Origin of the sequence: Bacteroides congonensis, assembly GCF_900130125.1 — a bacterium.
Taxonomy (GTDB): domain Bacteria; phylum Bacteroidota; class Bacteroidia; order Bacteroidales; family Bacteroidaceae; genus Bacteroides; species Bacteroides congonensis.
The window spans coordinates 516,955-532,912 of record NZ_FQXY01000010.1 but is presented as its reverse complement, the minus strand read 5'-3'; the positions used below and the strand labels follow the sequence as shown (position 1 = coordinate 532,912).

The 15,958-nt window shown below is 45.9% G+C and carries 12 protein-coding genes; 8 read left to right on the top strand and 4 right to left on the bottom strand.

Going from position 1 to position 15,958, the window contains the following annotated elements; translation table 11 throughout:
• Positions 1 to 68 precede the first annotated feature (68 nt).
• Entirely contained in the window at positions 69 to 1,550 is a 1,482-nt protein-coding gene (gene cysS, locus BQ7997_RS13615) for a cysteine--tRNA ligase (protein WP_044655556.1), read from the bottom strand.
• 207 nt (positions 1,551 to 1,757) lie between these two features.
• Between cysS and BQ7997_RS13610 the strand changes: the two genes are divergently transcribed.
• The 6 genes from BQ7997_RS13610 (at position 1,758) to BQ7997_RS13585 (ending at position 7,725) form a co-directional block, all read left to right on the top strand.
• Positions 1,758 to 2,942, top strand: a complete 1,185-nt coding sequence (locus tag BQ7997_RS13610) for an AraC family transcriptional regulator (protein WP_073346900.1) — start codon at positions 1,758 to 1,760, stop codon at positions 2,940 to 2,942.
• Between the two features lie 325 nt (positions 2,943 to 3,267).
• Positions 3,268 to 5,172: a leucine-rich repeat protein gene (locus tag BQ7997_RS13605; protein WP_073346899.1), complete on the top strand. Its 1,905-nt coding sequence runs from the start codon at positions 3,268 to 3,270 to the stop codon at positions 5,170 to 5,172.
• Positions 5,173 to 5,239: 67 nt separating this feature from the next.
• Positions 5,240 to 5,998, top strand: a complete 759-nt coding sequence (locus tag BQ7997_RS13600; protein WP_073346898.1) for a hypothetical protein — start codon at positions 5,240 to 5,242, stop codon at positions 5,996 to 5,998.
• Positions 5,965 to 6,348: a hypothetical protein gene (locus tag BQ7997_RS25740; RefSeq protein ID WP_073346897.1), complete on the top strand. Its 384-nt coding sequence runs from the start codon at positions 5,965 to 5,967 to the stop codon at positions 6,346 to 6,348. Before BQ7997_RS13600 ends, BQ7997_RS25740 begins: the two co-directional genes overlap by 34 nt.
• Positions 6,349 to 6,506: 158 nt before the next feature.
• Positions 6,507 to 6,884, top strand: a complete 378-nt coding sequence (locus BQ7997_RS13590; RefSeq protein WP_073346896.1) for a fimbrillin family protein — start codon at positions 6,507 to 6,509, stop codon at positions 6,882 to 6,884.
• A gap of 52 nt (positions 6,885 to 6,936) precedes the next feature.
• A complete protein-coding gene (locus BQ7997_RS13585) occupies positions 6,937 to 7,725 on the top strand; it encodes a hypothetical protein (RefSeq protein ID WP_073346895.1) in 789 nt (262 codons plus the stop codon).
• Positions 7,726 to 8,007: 282 nt separating this feature from the next.
• Here BQ7997_RS13585 and BQ7997_RS13580 read toward each other — a convergent pair whose 3' ends face one another.
• Positions 8,008 to 8,814 (bottom strand): Cof-type HAD-IIB family hydrolase, encoded by an 807-nt coding sequence (locus tag BQ7997_RS13580; RefSeq protein ID WP_022137005.1) that lies wholly within the window; start codon positions 8,812 to 8,814, stop codon positions 8,008 to 8,010.
• Between the two features lie 166 nt (positions 8,815 to 8,980).
• Here BQ7997_RS13580 and BQ7997_RS13575 point away from each other — a divergent pair, with 166 nt between their 5' ends.
• Positions 8,981 to 10,150, top strand: a complete 1,170-nt coding sequence (locus tag BQ7997_RS13575) for an ATP-binding protein (RefSeq protein ID WP_073346894.1) — start codon at positions 8,981 to 8,983, stop codon at positions 10,148 to 10,150.
• Positions 10,151 to 10,176: 26 nt separating this feature from the next.
• Here the strand turns inward: BQ7997_RS13575 and BQ7997_RS13570 are convergent, their stop codons facing one another.
• A complete protein-coding gene (locus BQ7997_RS13570) occupies positions 10,177 to 13,014 on the bottom strand; it encodes a DEAD/DEAH box helicase (protein WP_073346893.1) in 2,838 nt (945 codons plus the stop codon).
• 52 nt (positions 13,015 to 13,066) lie between these two features.
• Here BQ7997_RS13570 and mnmA point away from each other — a divergent pair, with 52 nt between their 5' ends.
• Positions 13,067 to 14,143, top strand: a complete 1,077-nt coding sequence (gene mnmA, locus BQ7997_RS13565) for a tRNA 2-thiouridine(34) synthase MnmA (RefSeq protein ID WP_073346892.1) — start codon at positions 13,067 to 13,069, stop codon at positions 14,141 to 14,143.
• Between the two features lie 222 nt (positions 14,144 to 14,365).
• On the opposite strand, the gene BQ7997_RS13560 is transcribed toward mnmA, so the two are convergent.
• Positions 14,366 to 15,874: a GH3 auxin-responsive promoter family protein gene (locus BQ7997_RS13560; protein WP_044654836.1), complete on the bottom strand. Its 1,509-nt coding sequence runs from the start codon at positions 15,872 to 15,874 to the stop codon at positions 14,366 to 14,368.
• Positions 15,875 to 15,958: the final 84 nt, after the last annotated feature.

The window sequence follows — 15,958 nt, the reverse complement described above, 5'->3', positions numbered from 1 at the left end:
AGACCGGTTCGTGGTGAGCCGGTCTTCTTTATTTTTAGTCTGCACAATGAAGTGCACTGCTTCTTGCCTTATTTATTCAGTCTCCACTCGAAACCGTCTTTCGTATCTTTGACCTCGAATCCGAGTGCAGTCAATGTATTACGGATTTCATCGGAAGTAGCCCAATCCTTATTGGCTTTCGCTTTCATACGCTGTTCCAGCAACATATCTACTACCTTGCCGTATGCTGCCTCACGACCATCGGATGAGCCTTTTTCTTCTTTCAGTCCCATGATGTCGAAGCTGAACAGGTGGAAAGTCTCTTTCAAGTCTTTCAAATCTTCGGCGGAAATAGTAGCATTTCCGGCGATGATATTGTTGATGATACGGGCGCCTTCAAAAAGTTGTGCAATGACGATAGGAGTATTTAGGTCATCATTCATTGCTTCATAGCACTTGGCACGCAGTTCTTTTACGTTAATACCTGCTGAAGTCGCTGCTGCGGGAGTTATCTTTTCCAATGCGTCAATGGCTTCCATCAGGCGTTGCAGACCCTTTTCCGATGCTTGCAGTGCTTCATTACTGAAATCGACCGTACTACGGTAATGAGCTTGCAGGATGAAGAAACGGATAGTCATCGGAGTGTAGGCTTGTGCCAGTAACTTATGAGTGCCGTTGAAGAATTCGTCCAGTGTGATGAAGTTACCGAGTGATTTGCCCATCTTTGTTCCGTTGATGGTAATCATGTTGTTGTGCATCCAGTAGTGAACCATGTCGTCACCTTGCGAAGCTACCGACTGTGCGATTTCACATTCGTGGTGAGGGAAAATCAAGTCCATTCCACCGCCGTGAATATCGAAATGCTCGCCAAGATACTTACGTCCCATAGCGGTACATTCGGCATGCCATCCGGGAAAACCGTCGCTCCAGGGAGACGGCCAGCGCATGATATGTTCCGGTTGTGCCTTTTTCCAGAGGGCGAAATCGGCGGGATTGCGCTTCTCGCTTTGTCCGTCAAGGTCGCGGGTGGTATTCAATACGTCGTCCAGATTGCGTCCGGACAATTTTCCGTAGTGATGGTCTTTATTGTATTTGGCTACGTCGAAGTAAACGGAACCTTCGCTTTCGTAAGCGTATCCGGCATCCAGAATCTTCTGTACCAGTTGGATTTGTTCGATGATATGTCCCGAAGCATGCGGCTCGATACTTGGCGAAAGTACGTTGAGCGCTTCCATTGCCTTATGATAGCGGTTCAGGTAATACTGGACTACTTCCATCGGCTCCAGTTCTTCCAGACGTGCTTTTTTGGCAATCTTGTCTTCTCCTTCGTCGGCGTCATGCTCCAAATGACCTACGTCGGTAATATTACGTACATAACGCACTTTATATCCTAGATGAGTGAGATAACGGAAGAGTACGTCGAATGTGATGGACGGGCGTGCATGTCCCAAATGAGCGTCACCGTATACGGTTGGCCCACATACATACATTCCTACATGGGGCGCATGAAGCGGCACGAACAACTCTTTCTTTCTATCTAACGTGTTGTAAATGGTAAGTTGATGTTCCATAACCTTTTATATTTGTTCTATTGGAAGCGCAAAGTTAGTATAAAATCTGAATATGCGCCCCATCTTTGACAGGTTCATTTATAGTCTTGATTTATTTTCCCTTATTGGAACAAAGTGTTTCACACCGAAAAACGATTGGTTTCACAACCAATTATTTGGCACGAAATGCAAAAAAGACTAATTTTGTAATCCTAATGATCTGAACACATGAATGAAACAACATATAAAATCCTGATGGGAGCTTCGGCTTTCATGATAGCGATGCTGGGAGGTATGCTGGCAACTACAACGATACTGCCGGAAGACGGATTGGAGAAGTTACGGAAGGCCCGTAATATCCTTGTGCCCTCTTATTTTGTACTCGCCCTTCTCAGTCTGGTATGCTGCTTTACGGGTTATGACCGTCGTATTGAACCTGCCAGTACGCTTTTTGTGGCATCGTTTCAGGCTCTTCTTTTTACCATGTCCATGTTGGTTTTCATACGTCCGGGTGAAGTCAGATGGAGCATGGTGTTCCGACAGGCCGGAGCTATTGCGGTGGCAGGTGCAACCCTGTTTATCACCTTGTTTTGTTTTACAGATTATTATTTGTGGTTCTTTTATACGGGCATCGCCGCTTATATTATCCAGTTGATTATCTATACCCGAAAATTCACGCAGGCTTACCGCAAGACGGTACAAGAGGTGGAGGACTACTATGACGAGGACGGGGAGAACCGTCTGACATGGGTAAAGACCGGATTTTATAGTGCATTGGCTGTTGGGGTCATGGCCATATCCGTCTTGTTTTTTACCGACTGGTACAAGTTCTTTGTTCCACTGTATGTGCTTTATTACAGTTTCATGGTGATGTGGTTCGTCAACTACTATCGCAGGATGAAATTTGCGATTCCGGTCATTGCGGCTGCTCCACCCGAAGCAAAGGTTTATGCAACCCCGATAGAAACAGACATGGTCGAAACAGGCAAGTCTGTAAAAGAGGACAAGGAGACGCCGGAAACTATTTTTCTTACAAAGGAACAGCTATTAAAAGAAAGATTACAGAAATACGTGGATGAGAAAGAATACTGTGAGAAGGATATCCCTTCCTGCATCGTGGTCGATTCTTTCGGGGTACCCCAATCATTCTTCCGGCAATATATGAAAGACCATTACGGAATGGACTTCCGCCCGTGGCGCAAGGAACTTCGTTTGCGCGAGGCAGCCCGTCTGTTTACTGAAAATCCCGGATATACGATAGAAGAGGTATGTGAAATGGTAGGGTATAACAATAGCGGTAATTTCAACAGGGATTTCAAAAAAATGATGGAAATGACCCCCAAAACTTATTGCAGACAAATCTGCTTAAAGGACACTGATGCGGCGAAAATCGAAGCATCAGATTACCGGTGAATGATGTGTCTGTTTTTTTTCTGAATTTCCTCGATTGCCACACTGTTTCTCCTGCTTGGATAAAATTGTCTTTCGTTAATTGAAAATTGTCTTTCGTTGGTTTTCCTGCTTTTCAGCATGTAAAAAATTGTCTTTCATTAGTTTGAACGAAAGACAATTGATTTTATTTGCAATAATTGATTACATGTTATATTTTCGTGCGATATGAAAGGTTCTTCAGTAACCGGTCTCTTCCTTTTTCTGCACGAAAAACAGCCGCAAGGCATCCTATATAAAAACACTATTATACCAACTAATATGATCAACCTAATACAGTAAGGAACTTATGAAAACGAAATTCTTGACATTATTCCTGTCGGCGGCGGCGCTGTTGGCAGCGTGCAGCGAAGACGACAATCCGGTAGCCGTATCGGGCATAACACTGGATAAACCTACTTTGGAACTGACCGTAGGCGAAACCGGACGACTCACCGTAATGGTTACTCCCGAAGATGCCGCTGATAAGAACGTCGTGTGGAAGAGCGGCAACACCGCTGCCGCAACGGTGGACGACAGTGGCCTCGTTACGGCTGTGGCAGCCGGAAACGCCACCATCACCGCCACGGCAGGCGGCAAACAGGCCACCTGCGAAGTGACGGTAGCGGATGCCGTGCCGGAAGGTATCACCGTCACCACCTACGACGCCCTGCTCGACGCCCTGCAGACGGGCGGCACCTCGGCCGAGGCCCCGACACTTGTCACGCTGGGCGCCGACATCACGGTACCCGCAGGAGGAGATAGTAGCAGCGGCACATTCATAAACGGCAGCGACTACTTCAAGATAGACGGCGGCGGACACACCCTCACCTGGGAAAACGGCAGCTATTACTTCCTCGGAAATAACAAAGTCGACGCCGATGCCGTTTATATCGAATTCACCAATATCAAGCTGGTTCAAGATCCGAACTCATATTCTGCCATGGTAGGTGTTTTCAACGGCAGGATTACGCTGGGCGGGAACGTGACATTGGACGGGGTTCAATCTATGATTCTGGCTTTCGGCGAGAAAGCAGCATTGGAACTGGGTGACGGCTGCGAATTGTCTTACGCGGCAGGCAGTTCGAGCTGTGCAAGAGTCGGGGAGGGCTCCACCCTCGTGCTGAACGGGGGAAAGACCGCCGACGGGGCTTACATAGATCTACAGCGCACTACGCCCGTTTCCTCCCCCCTTATCTCCGTTCCGAAAGCCCTCACGGGTGATGTGCACCTCAAGCTCCAGCTGATCGGCATAACCTCCATCGCCCAAGGAACCGACGGTAACCAACTGACGCAAGCGGACTGCGACCATTTGAAAGTGAATCCGGAGTCAATAGTCAGCCTCTATGGAGAGCAGATGAAGAAATACGACGGCAACTTCGAGCTTTACCTCGACCCGGCGGATCATCAAATCAAGCTGCGCCCGAAAAATTTCACACCCCCCACCTCCGGCGACATCGACATGACCTCCATGACCGCCGACGGAGCACAGCTAACCATCCTTGCCGCCATCGACGCAGGCTACACCGAAATCAAGCTGACGGGCGAACTTTCCAAGATTGGAATGGGCGGTAACAGAGGTACATTTGCCGGTAATACAAAAATCATGAAATGCGACCTCAGCGGAGTGACAGGCTGGGGAACAGAGGCAACACTGCCCGGCAACGCCTTTATGGATTGCACCGCCTTGCAGGAGGTGACGCTGCCCGATGGCGTGCAGGTAATCGGAGAGTATGCCTTTATCCGTTGCGCTGCGCTGACTACGGTGAATCTTTCGCAGGTTACCCGGATTGATGAGAGCGCATTTCGGGAATGCACTTCATTAGCCGCACTCACTTTGGATCATGTGACAGCGATAGACCATGATGCTTTCTTCGGATGTACGGGCCTCGAAACGCTCGAAATACCGATGTGTACCCGGTTCAGCAGTTATATCGTAACGGGATGCAGCAGCCTCACCTGGATAAAAGCCACCGCAGCCGGAGATTTCGTTGATATAGATAGTGGCAGCAGTATAGAGCGTAACGCCGTTTTTCAGAACAGAACCACCGCCGGTCATACCGGAGATAACGCATTCAATCCCGCCATGTGCGACCTCGTGCTGAACGCCGATAAGAAGCAGGACGGCATGGCCGTCCCCAAAGTCTCCAACGGTAACGAATGGACTGTGCTCGACGGCTACAACATGAAATGGAAGAGCATCACCTTCCCATAAGAAGGAGCAGCCCGGCCGGCAGAGCGAAGTGAAAGAAAGCATATTGAAAACTATAATTATAAAATATATGGATATGAACAAATGGTATATCAGACGTGATTTTTCCGTTGTGGCAGAAAGATTGGGCAGGAGAGGACAGCTCTTGTCTTCTGATGCTCCGCCACCGGACGCCCTGTTTTGGGAAATGTGGCAGGAGTGCGAGCCTATCGCACGGCAAGTGCTGGAAACGGCATACTTCAAAGGCATTCTGAACAACGACCTCGACCCGAATGCTTATGGAACGTTGATGGTGCAGGACGCTTACTATTGCTTCAAGGCCCAGGATGCTTATGCGGTAGCGGCGACCCACGCTTTGGACGATGCTTGCGGTGACTTCCTGCAAGGCAAGTACACCAGTTATGAGGAATACAATGCCTATTATCACGAAACGTGGCACGTGCGTGAAGCCTCAGGCGTAATTCCCGGAGATGAAATCAAGGAATACGCCGCCTATGAAGCATTTGTGGCGGGAAACCTTGATTCGCCCTACCTGTTCAGCGTAATGCTGCCTTGCGAATATTTGTGGAACTGGATAGCCAACGAACTGGACAAAACAGCCCCGAAAGACGGACTTTACTATTTCTGGATAGAAGGAAACGGCGGTACGCCTGATGGAGCTTATCAGATGGCGAACATGCTCGAAAGTTATCGCAGGCAGATAGACGAAGCGAAAGCCAAGGAGATTTTCCGCATTGCTCTACAGCACGAGTTGAAAGTATTTACAGCAGCGACACTCTTAAAATCCGAATTGTTATGGCAAAGAAAGAATTCAAGCTTACAGAGATAAAGAAAGGCTATAACATAGCCTGGGCAGTATGTTCCCAATGCCTTTTTACCGGGACAATTACATTGACGGACAATGCAGGAAAAGTGTATTTCCAATATCCTAAAACGAACCGCAGCACATCCTATCAGGTATTGGGGCAAGGATATCATGATTTTATCGGTGATGTATTGTACCTGTATGTGGATATTCCTGAAAGCGCAGAGATAAATCAAAGCATCGCTGCCAACAATGTGACCGATTCACATGCCGGAAAGGTAGGACAAGTTTATAGCTTTTGCATTGAAGACTCGACTGATGAGGATTACAACGATTTTTACATAAACATCGTTGGCTGGGCAAAAAAGGGATAGTCCCTGTATCCCTGTAAGAATATAACTCCCGAAGTTGAACTTCGAGGCGGTCGAAGTTCAACATTGGCACCGCCAAAGTTCAATTTCGGGAACCCGGCAACCCTCCCCGCTACCGCCCCCGCAAGGGCACAAGAGTTCTTTGAAAGATTGTATTGGAGATGGAAAGGAAAAAACGAGTGGGATACTTGGCCATCCGGCAGCGAATCGGTACTTTTGCAAGCGAAACAGCAGCCTATAAGAAAGGAGAACCAATACCTGAAATAATCCCATCCTCCAATACCCTCTTTCATATTGAACGCTTAAAATTTAAGAACTTAAAATTAAGCGATATGAAACAGCCCCCCTTGGAATCCGCTTCCGGCAACACCTTCCGCGTCATCCTCCTGCCGCAGCCGATTACTCCCGGAACCCCGTGGATAGAAATCACCGTCGGCGGCCGAACCGTCACCTACGCCGTCCCTGCCGGGCTGACCGGGCTGGAAGGCGGCAAGGAACAGGTGGTGAACCTCAAGCTAACCAACAGCGGAGCGAGTTGAAACACTCCGGCGGTCTGAAAGAGAAATATCAATCAATTAAAACAATACCTATATGGAAGCAACCATCGACATAGACCGGATGATAGAAATCTGCTTCGCCGCACAGTTTTTCGTGTACGGCTATATGGCATTGTTTCTCTATCCCTACAATGACTACGACACCATCCCCCGCATGAGGCACACCGGAAGCAAGTCGTACCTCCGGGGACGCCGTGTGTTGGCGGTGGTTTACATCTTCCTCGGCATTGCCGCCGGATTCGGGCTATGTCCGGCATCCCCTTCCAACGGGAGTGCTGCGGGGGGCTGGGCATCGCCTCTCGTCCCGGCTTGTCTCACCTTGTTCTTCATGGCACATACCGGGTTGCTGTTGGGGTTGTGCGACTCTACTGCCACCGGTCGTAAAAACTATCTGCTCCATTTGCTGCCCTTGCCCGTGCTGTGTGTCTTCTATGCAGTATTCCCGGCGTGGGGCGAAGCGGTTGCCGTACTTCAGTCTGTTCATCTGGTGGCACTCATCGGCTGGTACACGCCGCTATTCTACAAAGAATACGACAATCTGAACTGTTGCTGCTGGGATGCCGTGAACGAAACGTCCGACGACGTAGCCTCCGACTACGACTGCCTGCCCGAATCCATGCCGTGGATAGGCCGCCGCTACATAGGTTTGCTCGTCATCACTCTGCTGGCATTGCTAGCGCACTTCCTGCCCTACGGCTGGACGGCCTACGTGATGGCGGTGCTCTTTACCGGCTATCTCTTCTGGTTTTTCTACTGGGTATTCCTGCGGTTTCCCCGGTTTGCCCGTGCCTTGTTTTATTATATGAATGAAGAATGGGGATAACTTGGCGTAGCTTGAATATCAGGGGATTTGATAAAGGGCAACCACATTCCTGAAAATAACCAGGGCGACCGCACTATAAGTTTGTTTCATTTCAGTACTGAAACGCTCGAATCAGTAGTAACCGATAGAAAATTCCTCCTTTTTAAGATCGCAAAAAAATATGCATATCCCCACTAAAATTCTACTGATCCAATATTACGCTTCCGGCATCCAACATTCACCAATAGGCAAGGTGCCCTCGCTGTTACTGGAAAAATCTTCGTTAGGGATACGGGTTAACTTTCAGGGCAAAAACTTATTGATTGCTTCGGCTACGCCGTCTTCTTCATTGCTTGAAGTGATATAATCCGCCGCTTTTTTCACCGGCTCCTGTGCATTGCCCATGGCAATGCCTAATCCTGCAAACTTTATCATCGACAAATCGTTGTAACCATCACCTATGGCTATGATTTCTTCGCGTCCTATTCCTATTTCTTTTAATAGGACACCGAGAGACAAGGCTTTGTCGATTCCCTGCGGGACTAATTCGAGAAAATAGGGTTCTGAACGGAAGACGTTAATGCGTCCTTGCAACCGGAGACAAAGTTCGGCTTCCAGTGGAATGAGTTTGTCGGCATCTCCTACAATCAGGCATTTAGCTACCGGCAGTGTGATGTCTGTCAGGAAATCGTTCGTTTCGTGCACTTCCATTTTATTCAGGAAAGCTTCTTTCTGTACATACGGGTCTTGGGAGTTCTCGGTCACGATTTCTGCTCCGTCATAAGTCAATATGCTCAGATGGTGAGCGCGCGCACTTTCATAAAGCACCGGAACAATATCATTGGGGAGAACATTTTCGTATATCATTTCCTGTGTTTCCCAATTGATGATTTCTCCTCCGTTATAAGACAGGATGAATCCGCCGAATTCATTCATACGTAGTTCGTTTGCCAGCGGTACAATACCATAAGTCGGTCGCCCCGATGCCAGTACTAACCGGACGCCCTGTTCTTGTACACGTATCAATGTCTCCTTATTGCGGGGAGTAATCTCTTTTTGGGAATTAGTGAGTGTGCCGTCAAGATCAAGCACGATAAGTTTATATTTCATGTAGTGCTATTTTGTGTGCAAAGATAGGGTAAAAAAGTGTTTTAGCAAGATTGTGTATAGAAAGATGCTACTTTGATTTAAATTGCACTATAATAGTGCAAATAATGATTTAAATTGCACTATAATAGTGCAAATAATCGTATCTTTGTCTATAAACCGAAGAGATATGGATAAATTATTTGAATATTTCAGCAAGATGATACGGGAAACTAATATTGAGTTTCACCGGTATATTTATTCCAGGATAAATTGGGAAAGTCGTATGATAGGGCTTACAGGGCCAAGAGGGGTAGGGAAAACGACTCTTGTGTTGCAACATATTAAGGAGAACCTGGACTTGAATGAGTCTCTATATGTGACGGCAGAAGACTTTTACTTTGCCAGCCATCGTTTGCTTGATTTGGCAGACAACTTTGTGAAGATGGGCGGAAAGTATTTGTTTGTTGATGAGATTCATAAATATAAGGATTGGTCGAAAGAGCTTAAATTAATTTATGATTATCATTCAGAGTTACATGTAGTCTTTACCGGTTCGTCAATATTAGACATAAATAAGGGAGCCTCAGACCTGAGCCGTCGGGCTGTAATGTATCAGATGCAAGGGCTTTCTTTTCGTGAATTTCTGCAATTATTCCATCATATTCCTTCGCAAATATATAGTTTGCAGGATATTATAGCACATAAGGTGGAGATTCCCGGCTTGGAACATCCACTTCCGCTTTTTCATGAATATCTGCAAAAAGGTTACTATCCTTTTGCATTGGAGAATGATTACGATATACGTTTACGGCAGATTCTAAATTTAACCTTGGAATCGGATATTCCTCAATTTGCGGATATGAATGTCTCTACCGGGCGGAAACTGAAGCAACTTCTTGCTATTATTGCTAAAAGTGTACCCTTTAAACCGAATTTTAGCAGTATAGCTAAAATACTTGAAGTAAGCCGTAATAACATTTCCGATTATTGTCTCTATATTGAAGAGGCAGGACTGATAACGCAATTGCGGGATGCTACCGGCGGTATACACGGATTAGGAAAGGTGGATAAGGTTTATTTGGATAATACGAATCTGATATATAATCTGGCTCATGAAAATTCTAATATTGGAAATATCAGAGAGACTTTCTTCCTGAATCAGGCTCGTGTCTTTTCGGATGTGGTGGCTTCGCCTGTTTCTGATTTCTTGATTGATGATATGACTTTTGAAGTGGGTGGGAAGAAAAAGGGACAAAGACAGATTCAGGATGTGCAAAAAGGATATGTAGTAAAAGATGATATTGAGAGAGGGTACATGAATGTGCTGCCTTTGTGGCAGTTTGGAATGGGATACTAAAAGATGGATTATGAAGCCTCTTTTTCTTATTCAAGCAGGTCTACCCATTGTTCATTGCTCAATGCAGGCAATACTTCGCTTTCAGTGACAAATGTTTCCGCGAGTTTCCGCTTTTCATCTTGCAGGTAGAGAATCTTTTCTTCTATACTGTTCTGAGTAATGAAACGATAAGCAATCACCCGTTTCTCCTGCCCGATACGATGGGCGCGGGCGATGGCTTGGGATTCTACGGCAGGATTCCACCAGGGGTCGATGATAAATACATAGTCAGCCTGAGTGAGATTGAGTCCCACGCCACCGGCTTTCAGGGAAATAAGAAAGGCCTGTACGTCCTTTTGTTCGGTGAAATGGGCGATTTCGGAAGGACGGTTGTTTGTCGCTCCTGTCAACAGGGCATATTTCCAACCACGTTCCTGGAAGGCTTCAGCCAACACTTCCAGATGCTTGACGAAGGACGAGAAAATCAGAACTTTGTGACCTTCGCTTCGCAACGTATCGAATGTTTCGATTATCTGTGTTGTTTTTCCGGACAGTCCGGTGAAGTCAGGTAAGATAAGCTGTGGATGACAAGCTAGTTGACGTAAACGCAGAATCCCGTTCAAGACATTGAATGAATGGAATTTGTCCGTACTTTGTGGATGTTGAAGCAAGGTGTTGCGCAGGCTGTTCTTCTCTTGTTCATACAAGGTGTCTTGTTCTTCAGTCATGTCGCAGAAAATCGTTTCCTCGGTAAGCGCGGGAAGTTCCGGAGCTACTTCTTTTTTGCTTCTGCGAAGGATAAAGGGGGCGGTCAGTTGTTGCAACTGTGTCTCTACACGGGTGTTTCCCTGGCGGAGCGGAATTATGAATTGTCTTTGGAAGTCACTCTCCGTACCCAGCAAGTCCGGTTGTATGAAGTGGAATTGTGCCCATAGGTCTTTGAGGGAGTTCTCAATCGGAGTACCTGTCAGTACAAGCCGGTGATTGCTTCTCAACCGGGTGGCCGAACGGAAAGTGAGTGAATCACTATTCTTGATATTCTGGCTCTCGTCGAGTACGATGTATTCAAAATTGTAAGAAGAGAGTATATCGATATTGTTCCGCATCATCCCATACGTAGTAATAACCAAATGAAACTGATTAAAGAATTTCTTCGGGTGCTCTTGGGGGATGGATACGGTATTATTGTATTCTGTCATTGAAAGAACGGTGAAACGTTTGGTTTCCCGTCGCCAGTTGTGAAGCAGCGATGTAGGAACGACAATCAGGGTGGCAGCCTGCTTATGCCCATACGGCTTGTATATGTATTGCAGTAAGGTTAGGGTTTGCAGTGTTTTTCCAAGTCCCATGTCATCTGCCAGGCATGCGCCAAACCCTAGTTTGTGCAGATGTACCATCCATGAGAATCCTTTCTGTTGGTAAGGACGCAATGTTGCCTTGAGCGCTTTAGGCACGGCAATGTTGTGTATGTGCTTTTGGGACGGGAACTGTTTGAGTGCATTTTCTCCTAAAGCTGTCTGTACAGCACCTAAGAGCGTGCGTCTCACACGGATTCCTTTTTCCGTCTGCATTCCCATTTCCAATAGATTCACATATTTGCTGAACCATTCTTCAGGCAGGAGAATCATGCGGCCGTCGGGCAACTGATATTCTCTTTTTTCTTCCAGGATATGTTTGCGAAAGCGGGAAAAGGGAATACGTAATGTGCCGATAACCACCGTGATATGCAATTCAAACCAATCGACTTCATCTTCACAGCTTTGTTCGATACGGATCTCATCCAGACAATAAGGCATATTCCCCATACTGCTGACAAGTTGGAAGGAGAGTTGTAACATTTCCCGGTGATTGTTAATCCATTCTCCAATCGTTTTTTCCTTAGCTTTAGGCGATAATTTGAAAGAAGTATCAAGTAGTTGTAATCCGGCTTGCGTTAAAAGTTGAATTGCTTTCTCTTCTTCGATAATGTTACGCCGGAAGAAAAAAACATCGCCGGATTCTTTCCGATAAACGATTTTCTTCATTTCAGCGGCACTATCTGGTGTAAATACCTGGTCGCCATAACGAAAACTAAGTTGTAGCACCTGCTCGCCGTGAATTGTATCAAGAGATAATAATGCCTCGCAGCTACATTCCTCTTCAATAAGATTCAGCCCGTGAGTTTCAATCTCATGATAGCGTGCAATTGGAATCATAATGTTATCTATATACTTCTCAATCTGGGAAGCATTCACACTAATCGATTTTTTCTTTGTAAAAGGCAAGACTCTTGTACTCTCAATATGCGGAAAGAAATATAACTCCATACCCAATAGCAGAATTGCCGGCGAGGAAGTCAGTACGGTGACGGGCTTCAGTTCGGTCAGGGAGAATGGTTGTCCGCCATCGTAACATTGTAACTGATAGCGGAATGTTTTGCTGTCGGCATGAAAGATTACACGAGTCTCAACATCATCAGCATGCACCCGATAGGCGTGGTGAGCATATAGAATTTTACTACCAGCCTGTTTTTGATAAAAAGGCAGTCCGCTTTCGCGTATCAACGTCAGCATCTCCTGCAACTTCTTCTCAATAAACGGACGGATGCTGTTTTTGATCCGTTCAGGATCTTCAGATAATTTATGTAGAAAACGCGAAACGGTCTTTTCACGGGAGTAATTGCTCATCAGATACTTCTCCGTATAATGAGAGGCGATATCAATGGCCTGTCTTTCCGCCTCACTCATCCGTTCCATAGCTTCGGGAGAAGCGTGAAAAGCCTGTTCTACTAACTGCAACGTGCCATCGCCCGGTCTTTCCGCTATGTAAGGAATCAGTAATATGCCGAATACCGGATGTTCCGTAAAAACGATGATGACTTGTCCATTAGTTATTTTCTCTTTCATTCTCTTTAGGCTTTAACTGACAAAGATACGGGAAAATCCTTAATTTTGCAGCATGATAGAAGAAAACAAACGAGTATTGTTAGGTATGAGTGGTGGAACAGATAGCTCTGTGGCCGCTATGAGACTGCTGGAAGCCGGTTATGAAGTAACCGGAGTCACTTTTCGTTTTTATGAACTGAACGACTCGACCGAATATCTGGAAGATGCCCGTAATCTGGCAGAACGTCTCGGTATCCCGCATATAACATATGATGCCCGTGAGATATTCAATGAGCAAATCATCGAATATTTTGTGCATGAGTATATGGCAGGTCATACTCCAGTACCTTGTACATTGTGCAATAACTATCTAAAGTGGCCTTTGCTTGCCAAAATAGCTGATGAAATGGGCATCTTTTACATCGCTACCGGTCATTATGTCCAAAAAATAAAGCTGGCAGATACTTACTATATTACACACGCCGTTGACCCGGACAAAGACCAGTCCTTTTTTCTGTGGGGCTTGAAGCAAGATATACTCAGCAGAATTCTTCTGCCAATGGGAGGAATTACGAAAGTTGAAGCCCGTGCCTGGGCTGTTGAACGTGGCTTCCAAAAAGTCGCCACTAAAAAGGATAGTATAGGAGTTTGTTTCTGCCCGATGGACTACCGAAGCTTCCTGAAAAACTGGTTGGTCAGGAATGGTCAGCCGTGGTCAGAAATGGTCAGACGAGGAAGATTTGTCGATGAAAAGGGGAATTTCATAGCTTGGCACGAAGGATACCCTTTTTATACCATTGGCCAAAGACGTGGACTAGGTATTCATCTGAACCGTCCTGTTTTCGTAAAAGAGATAAACGTAGAAAAGAATGAAGTGATATTGTCCTCACTTTCCGCCTTGGAAAAGACAGAAATGTGGTTGAAAGACTGGAACATCGTGAACCGCGAACGCATCTTGGGGCATTCTGATATCATCGTGAAGATACGATATCGTAAACAGGAAAACCACTGTACAGTCACCATTACTCCTGACAACCAACTCCACGTGCAACTTCATGAACCCTTAACCGCCATTGCGCCTGGGCAGGCCGCTGCATTCTATAAAGACGGTCTACTGCTAGGTGGCGGAATTATAATTGAATCCCGATAATCATCTCAGTGTCCGCAGCGAACACTCCGCATGGTTTCCCGGCCTCGTTTTTTCAGCGTCAAGCGCAGGTGTTTTCTTCAGCGTTAAGAAGGGCAGACTGTTTGAGCGTAGCGAGTTTCTGCCCTTTAGCTGGAGAAATCACCGGAGTAGCTGAAAAAACGCAGCCTTGATTCTTTCTTTTTGGTTCTTTTTCTTTCGTATCAAGACGAAAGAAAAAGAATGCTATTGATTCAACGGCAACATCGTCTCAATATACTCCCTCGTATTACTCAATCTGGGAACTTTATGCTGCCCACCCAATTTCCCTTTTTGCGCCATCCAATCATGGAACAACCCTTGGCGGGCAACAATTACCTCCAATGGCTGCAATGCAATATCCTTCCACCGTTTTGCCTCATAGTCAGAATTGACCTCTTTCAGAGTAGCATCCAGTATCGCCGCAAACTTCTCAACAGAATCCGGCATCTTGGCAAACTCTATCAGCCATTGGTGACGGCATTTTGCATTCTCATCCATAAAGACCGGTGCCGCAGAATACTCACAAACCTGTGCTCCCGTTTCTGCGCAAGCCTTGGCCAGTCCCTTTTCAGCATTATCAACAATCAATTCCTCACCGAAGGCATTGATGAAATGCTTTGTTCTTCCCGTGATAACAAACTTATAGGGATTCTTGCTCGTAAACTTCACCGTATCACCAATCATGTACCTCCACAAACCGCAGGAAGTAGAAATCACCATTGCATAATTCTTGTTCAGTTCCACCTCTTCAAGGCAATATGCCCGCGGATTTTCCTTGTCCACTTCTTCCAGTGGAATAAATTCGTAGAAGATTCCGTAGTCAATCATCAACAACATAGCAGGATCAGAAAGATCATTCTGCGTACCGAAATACCCTTCAGAAGCATTATAAGTCTCCACATAATGCATTTTAGGCGACTGAATCACCTGCTTATACTGTTCGCGGTAAGGAGTGAAAGCCACGCCACCATGGAAGAACACTTCCAGATTAGGCCATACTTCCTCCAATGTATGTTTCCCGGTTTTCTCAAGAATGCGTTTGATAAGCACCAGCGTCCAGGATGGCACACCGGACAAGCTCGTTACATTCACCGGAATAGTACTGTTAGCGATTGCTTCTATTTTAGCTTCCCATTCGTTCATCAATGCAATCTTCTTGCTTGGCACACGAATGAAATTAATAAGCGGATTTACATTTTGAATTAAAATAGCCGACAAGTCCCCGACCAGACTGTGATTGGAATTAAGATTCGGACTGTGGCTACCACCCATAATCAATCCCTTTCCGGAAAAGAAATGACTATCCGGATTGATACGGAAATAAAGGGCCGCAGCATCTTTCCCACCTCTGTAATGAATATCCTCCAATGCTTCCTTGCTGACAGGAAGAAACTTGCTCTTATCATTAGTCGTACCGGATGATTTGGCAAACCAACGTATTTCCGACGGCCAAAGCAGGTTCTGTTCTCCTGCCCGTAAACGCTCTACGTAAGGCTTTATCTCTTCGTATGTTTGGATGGGCAGGCGTTTTCTGAAATCTTCATAGCTGCGGATAGAGGCATAGTCGTACTTTTTACCCCATTCAGTCCGGGCAGCCTGCTGCACCAAGCGATTCAATACACGATGTTGAATCTCACTAGCCTGATTAGCATATAGATCTATTTGTTTTAAACGGGAATCAAAAGTCTTACTAATAATTTTTGTAATATTCATTTCTGCTTTAACATAATAATGTTTAGTCGTGCAAAAGTAACTTATTTATCTTTTTTTTCTATCTTTACGACGGAAATAATCGTT

Coding starts and splice junctions, on each gene's coding strand:
- cysS (WP_044655556.1), bottom strand. CDS start 1,550: ATGGAACATCAACTTACCATTTACAACACGTTAGATAGAAAGAAAGAG.
- BQ7997_RS13610 (WP_073346900.1), top strand. CDS start 1,758: ATGAATGAAACAACATATAAAATCCTGATGGGAGCTTCGGCTTTCATG.
- BQ7997_RS13605 (WP_073346899.1), top strand. CDS start 3,268: ATGAAAACGAAATTCTTGACATTATTCCTGTCGGCGGCGGCGCTGTTG.
- BQ7997_RS13600 (WP_073346898.1), top strand. CDS start 5,240: ATGGATATGAACAAATGGTATATCAGACGTGATTTTTCCGTTGTGGCA.
- BQ7997_RS25740 (WP_073346897.1), top strand. CDS start 5,965: ATGGCAAAGAAAGAATTCAAGCTTACAGAGATAAAGAAAGGCTATAAC.
- BQ7997_RS13590 (WP_073346896.1), top strand. CDS start 6,507: ATGGAAAGGAAAAAACGAGTGGGATACTTGGCCATCCGGCAGCGAATC.
- BQ7997_RS13585 (WP_073346895.1), top strand. CDS start 6,937: ATGGAAGCAACCATCGACATAGACCGGATGATAGAAATCTGCTTCGCC.
- BQ7997_RS13580 (WP_022137005.1), bottom strand. CDS start 8,814: ATGAAATATAAACTTATCGTGCTTGATCTTGACGGCACACTCACTAAT.
- BQ7997_RS13575 (WP_073346894.1), top strand. CDS start 8,981: ATGGATAAATTATTTGAATATTTCAGCAAGATGATACGGGAAACTAAT.
- BQ7997_RS13570 (WP_073346893.1), bottom strand. CDS start 13,014: ATGAAAGAGAAAATAACTAATGGACAAGTCATCATCGTTTTTACGGAA.
- mnmA (WP_073346892.1), top strand. CDS start 13,067: ATGATAGAAGAAAACAAACGAGTATTGTTAGGTATGAGTGGTGGAACA.
- BQ7997_RS13560 (WP_044654836.1), bottom strand. CDS start 15,874: ATGAATATTACAAAAATTATTAGTAAGACTTTTGATTCCCGTTTAAAA.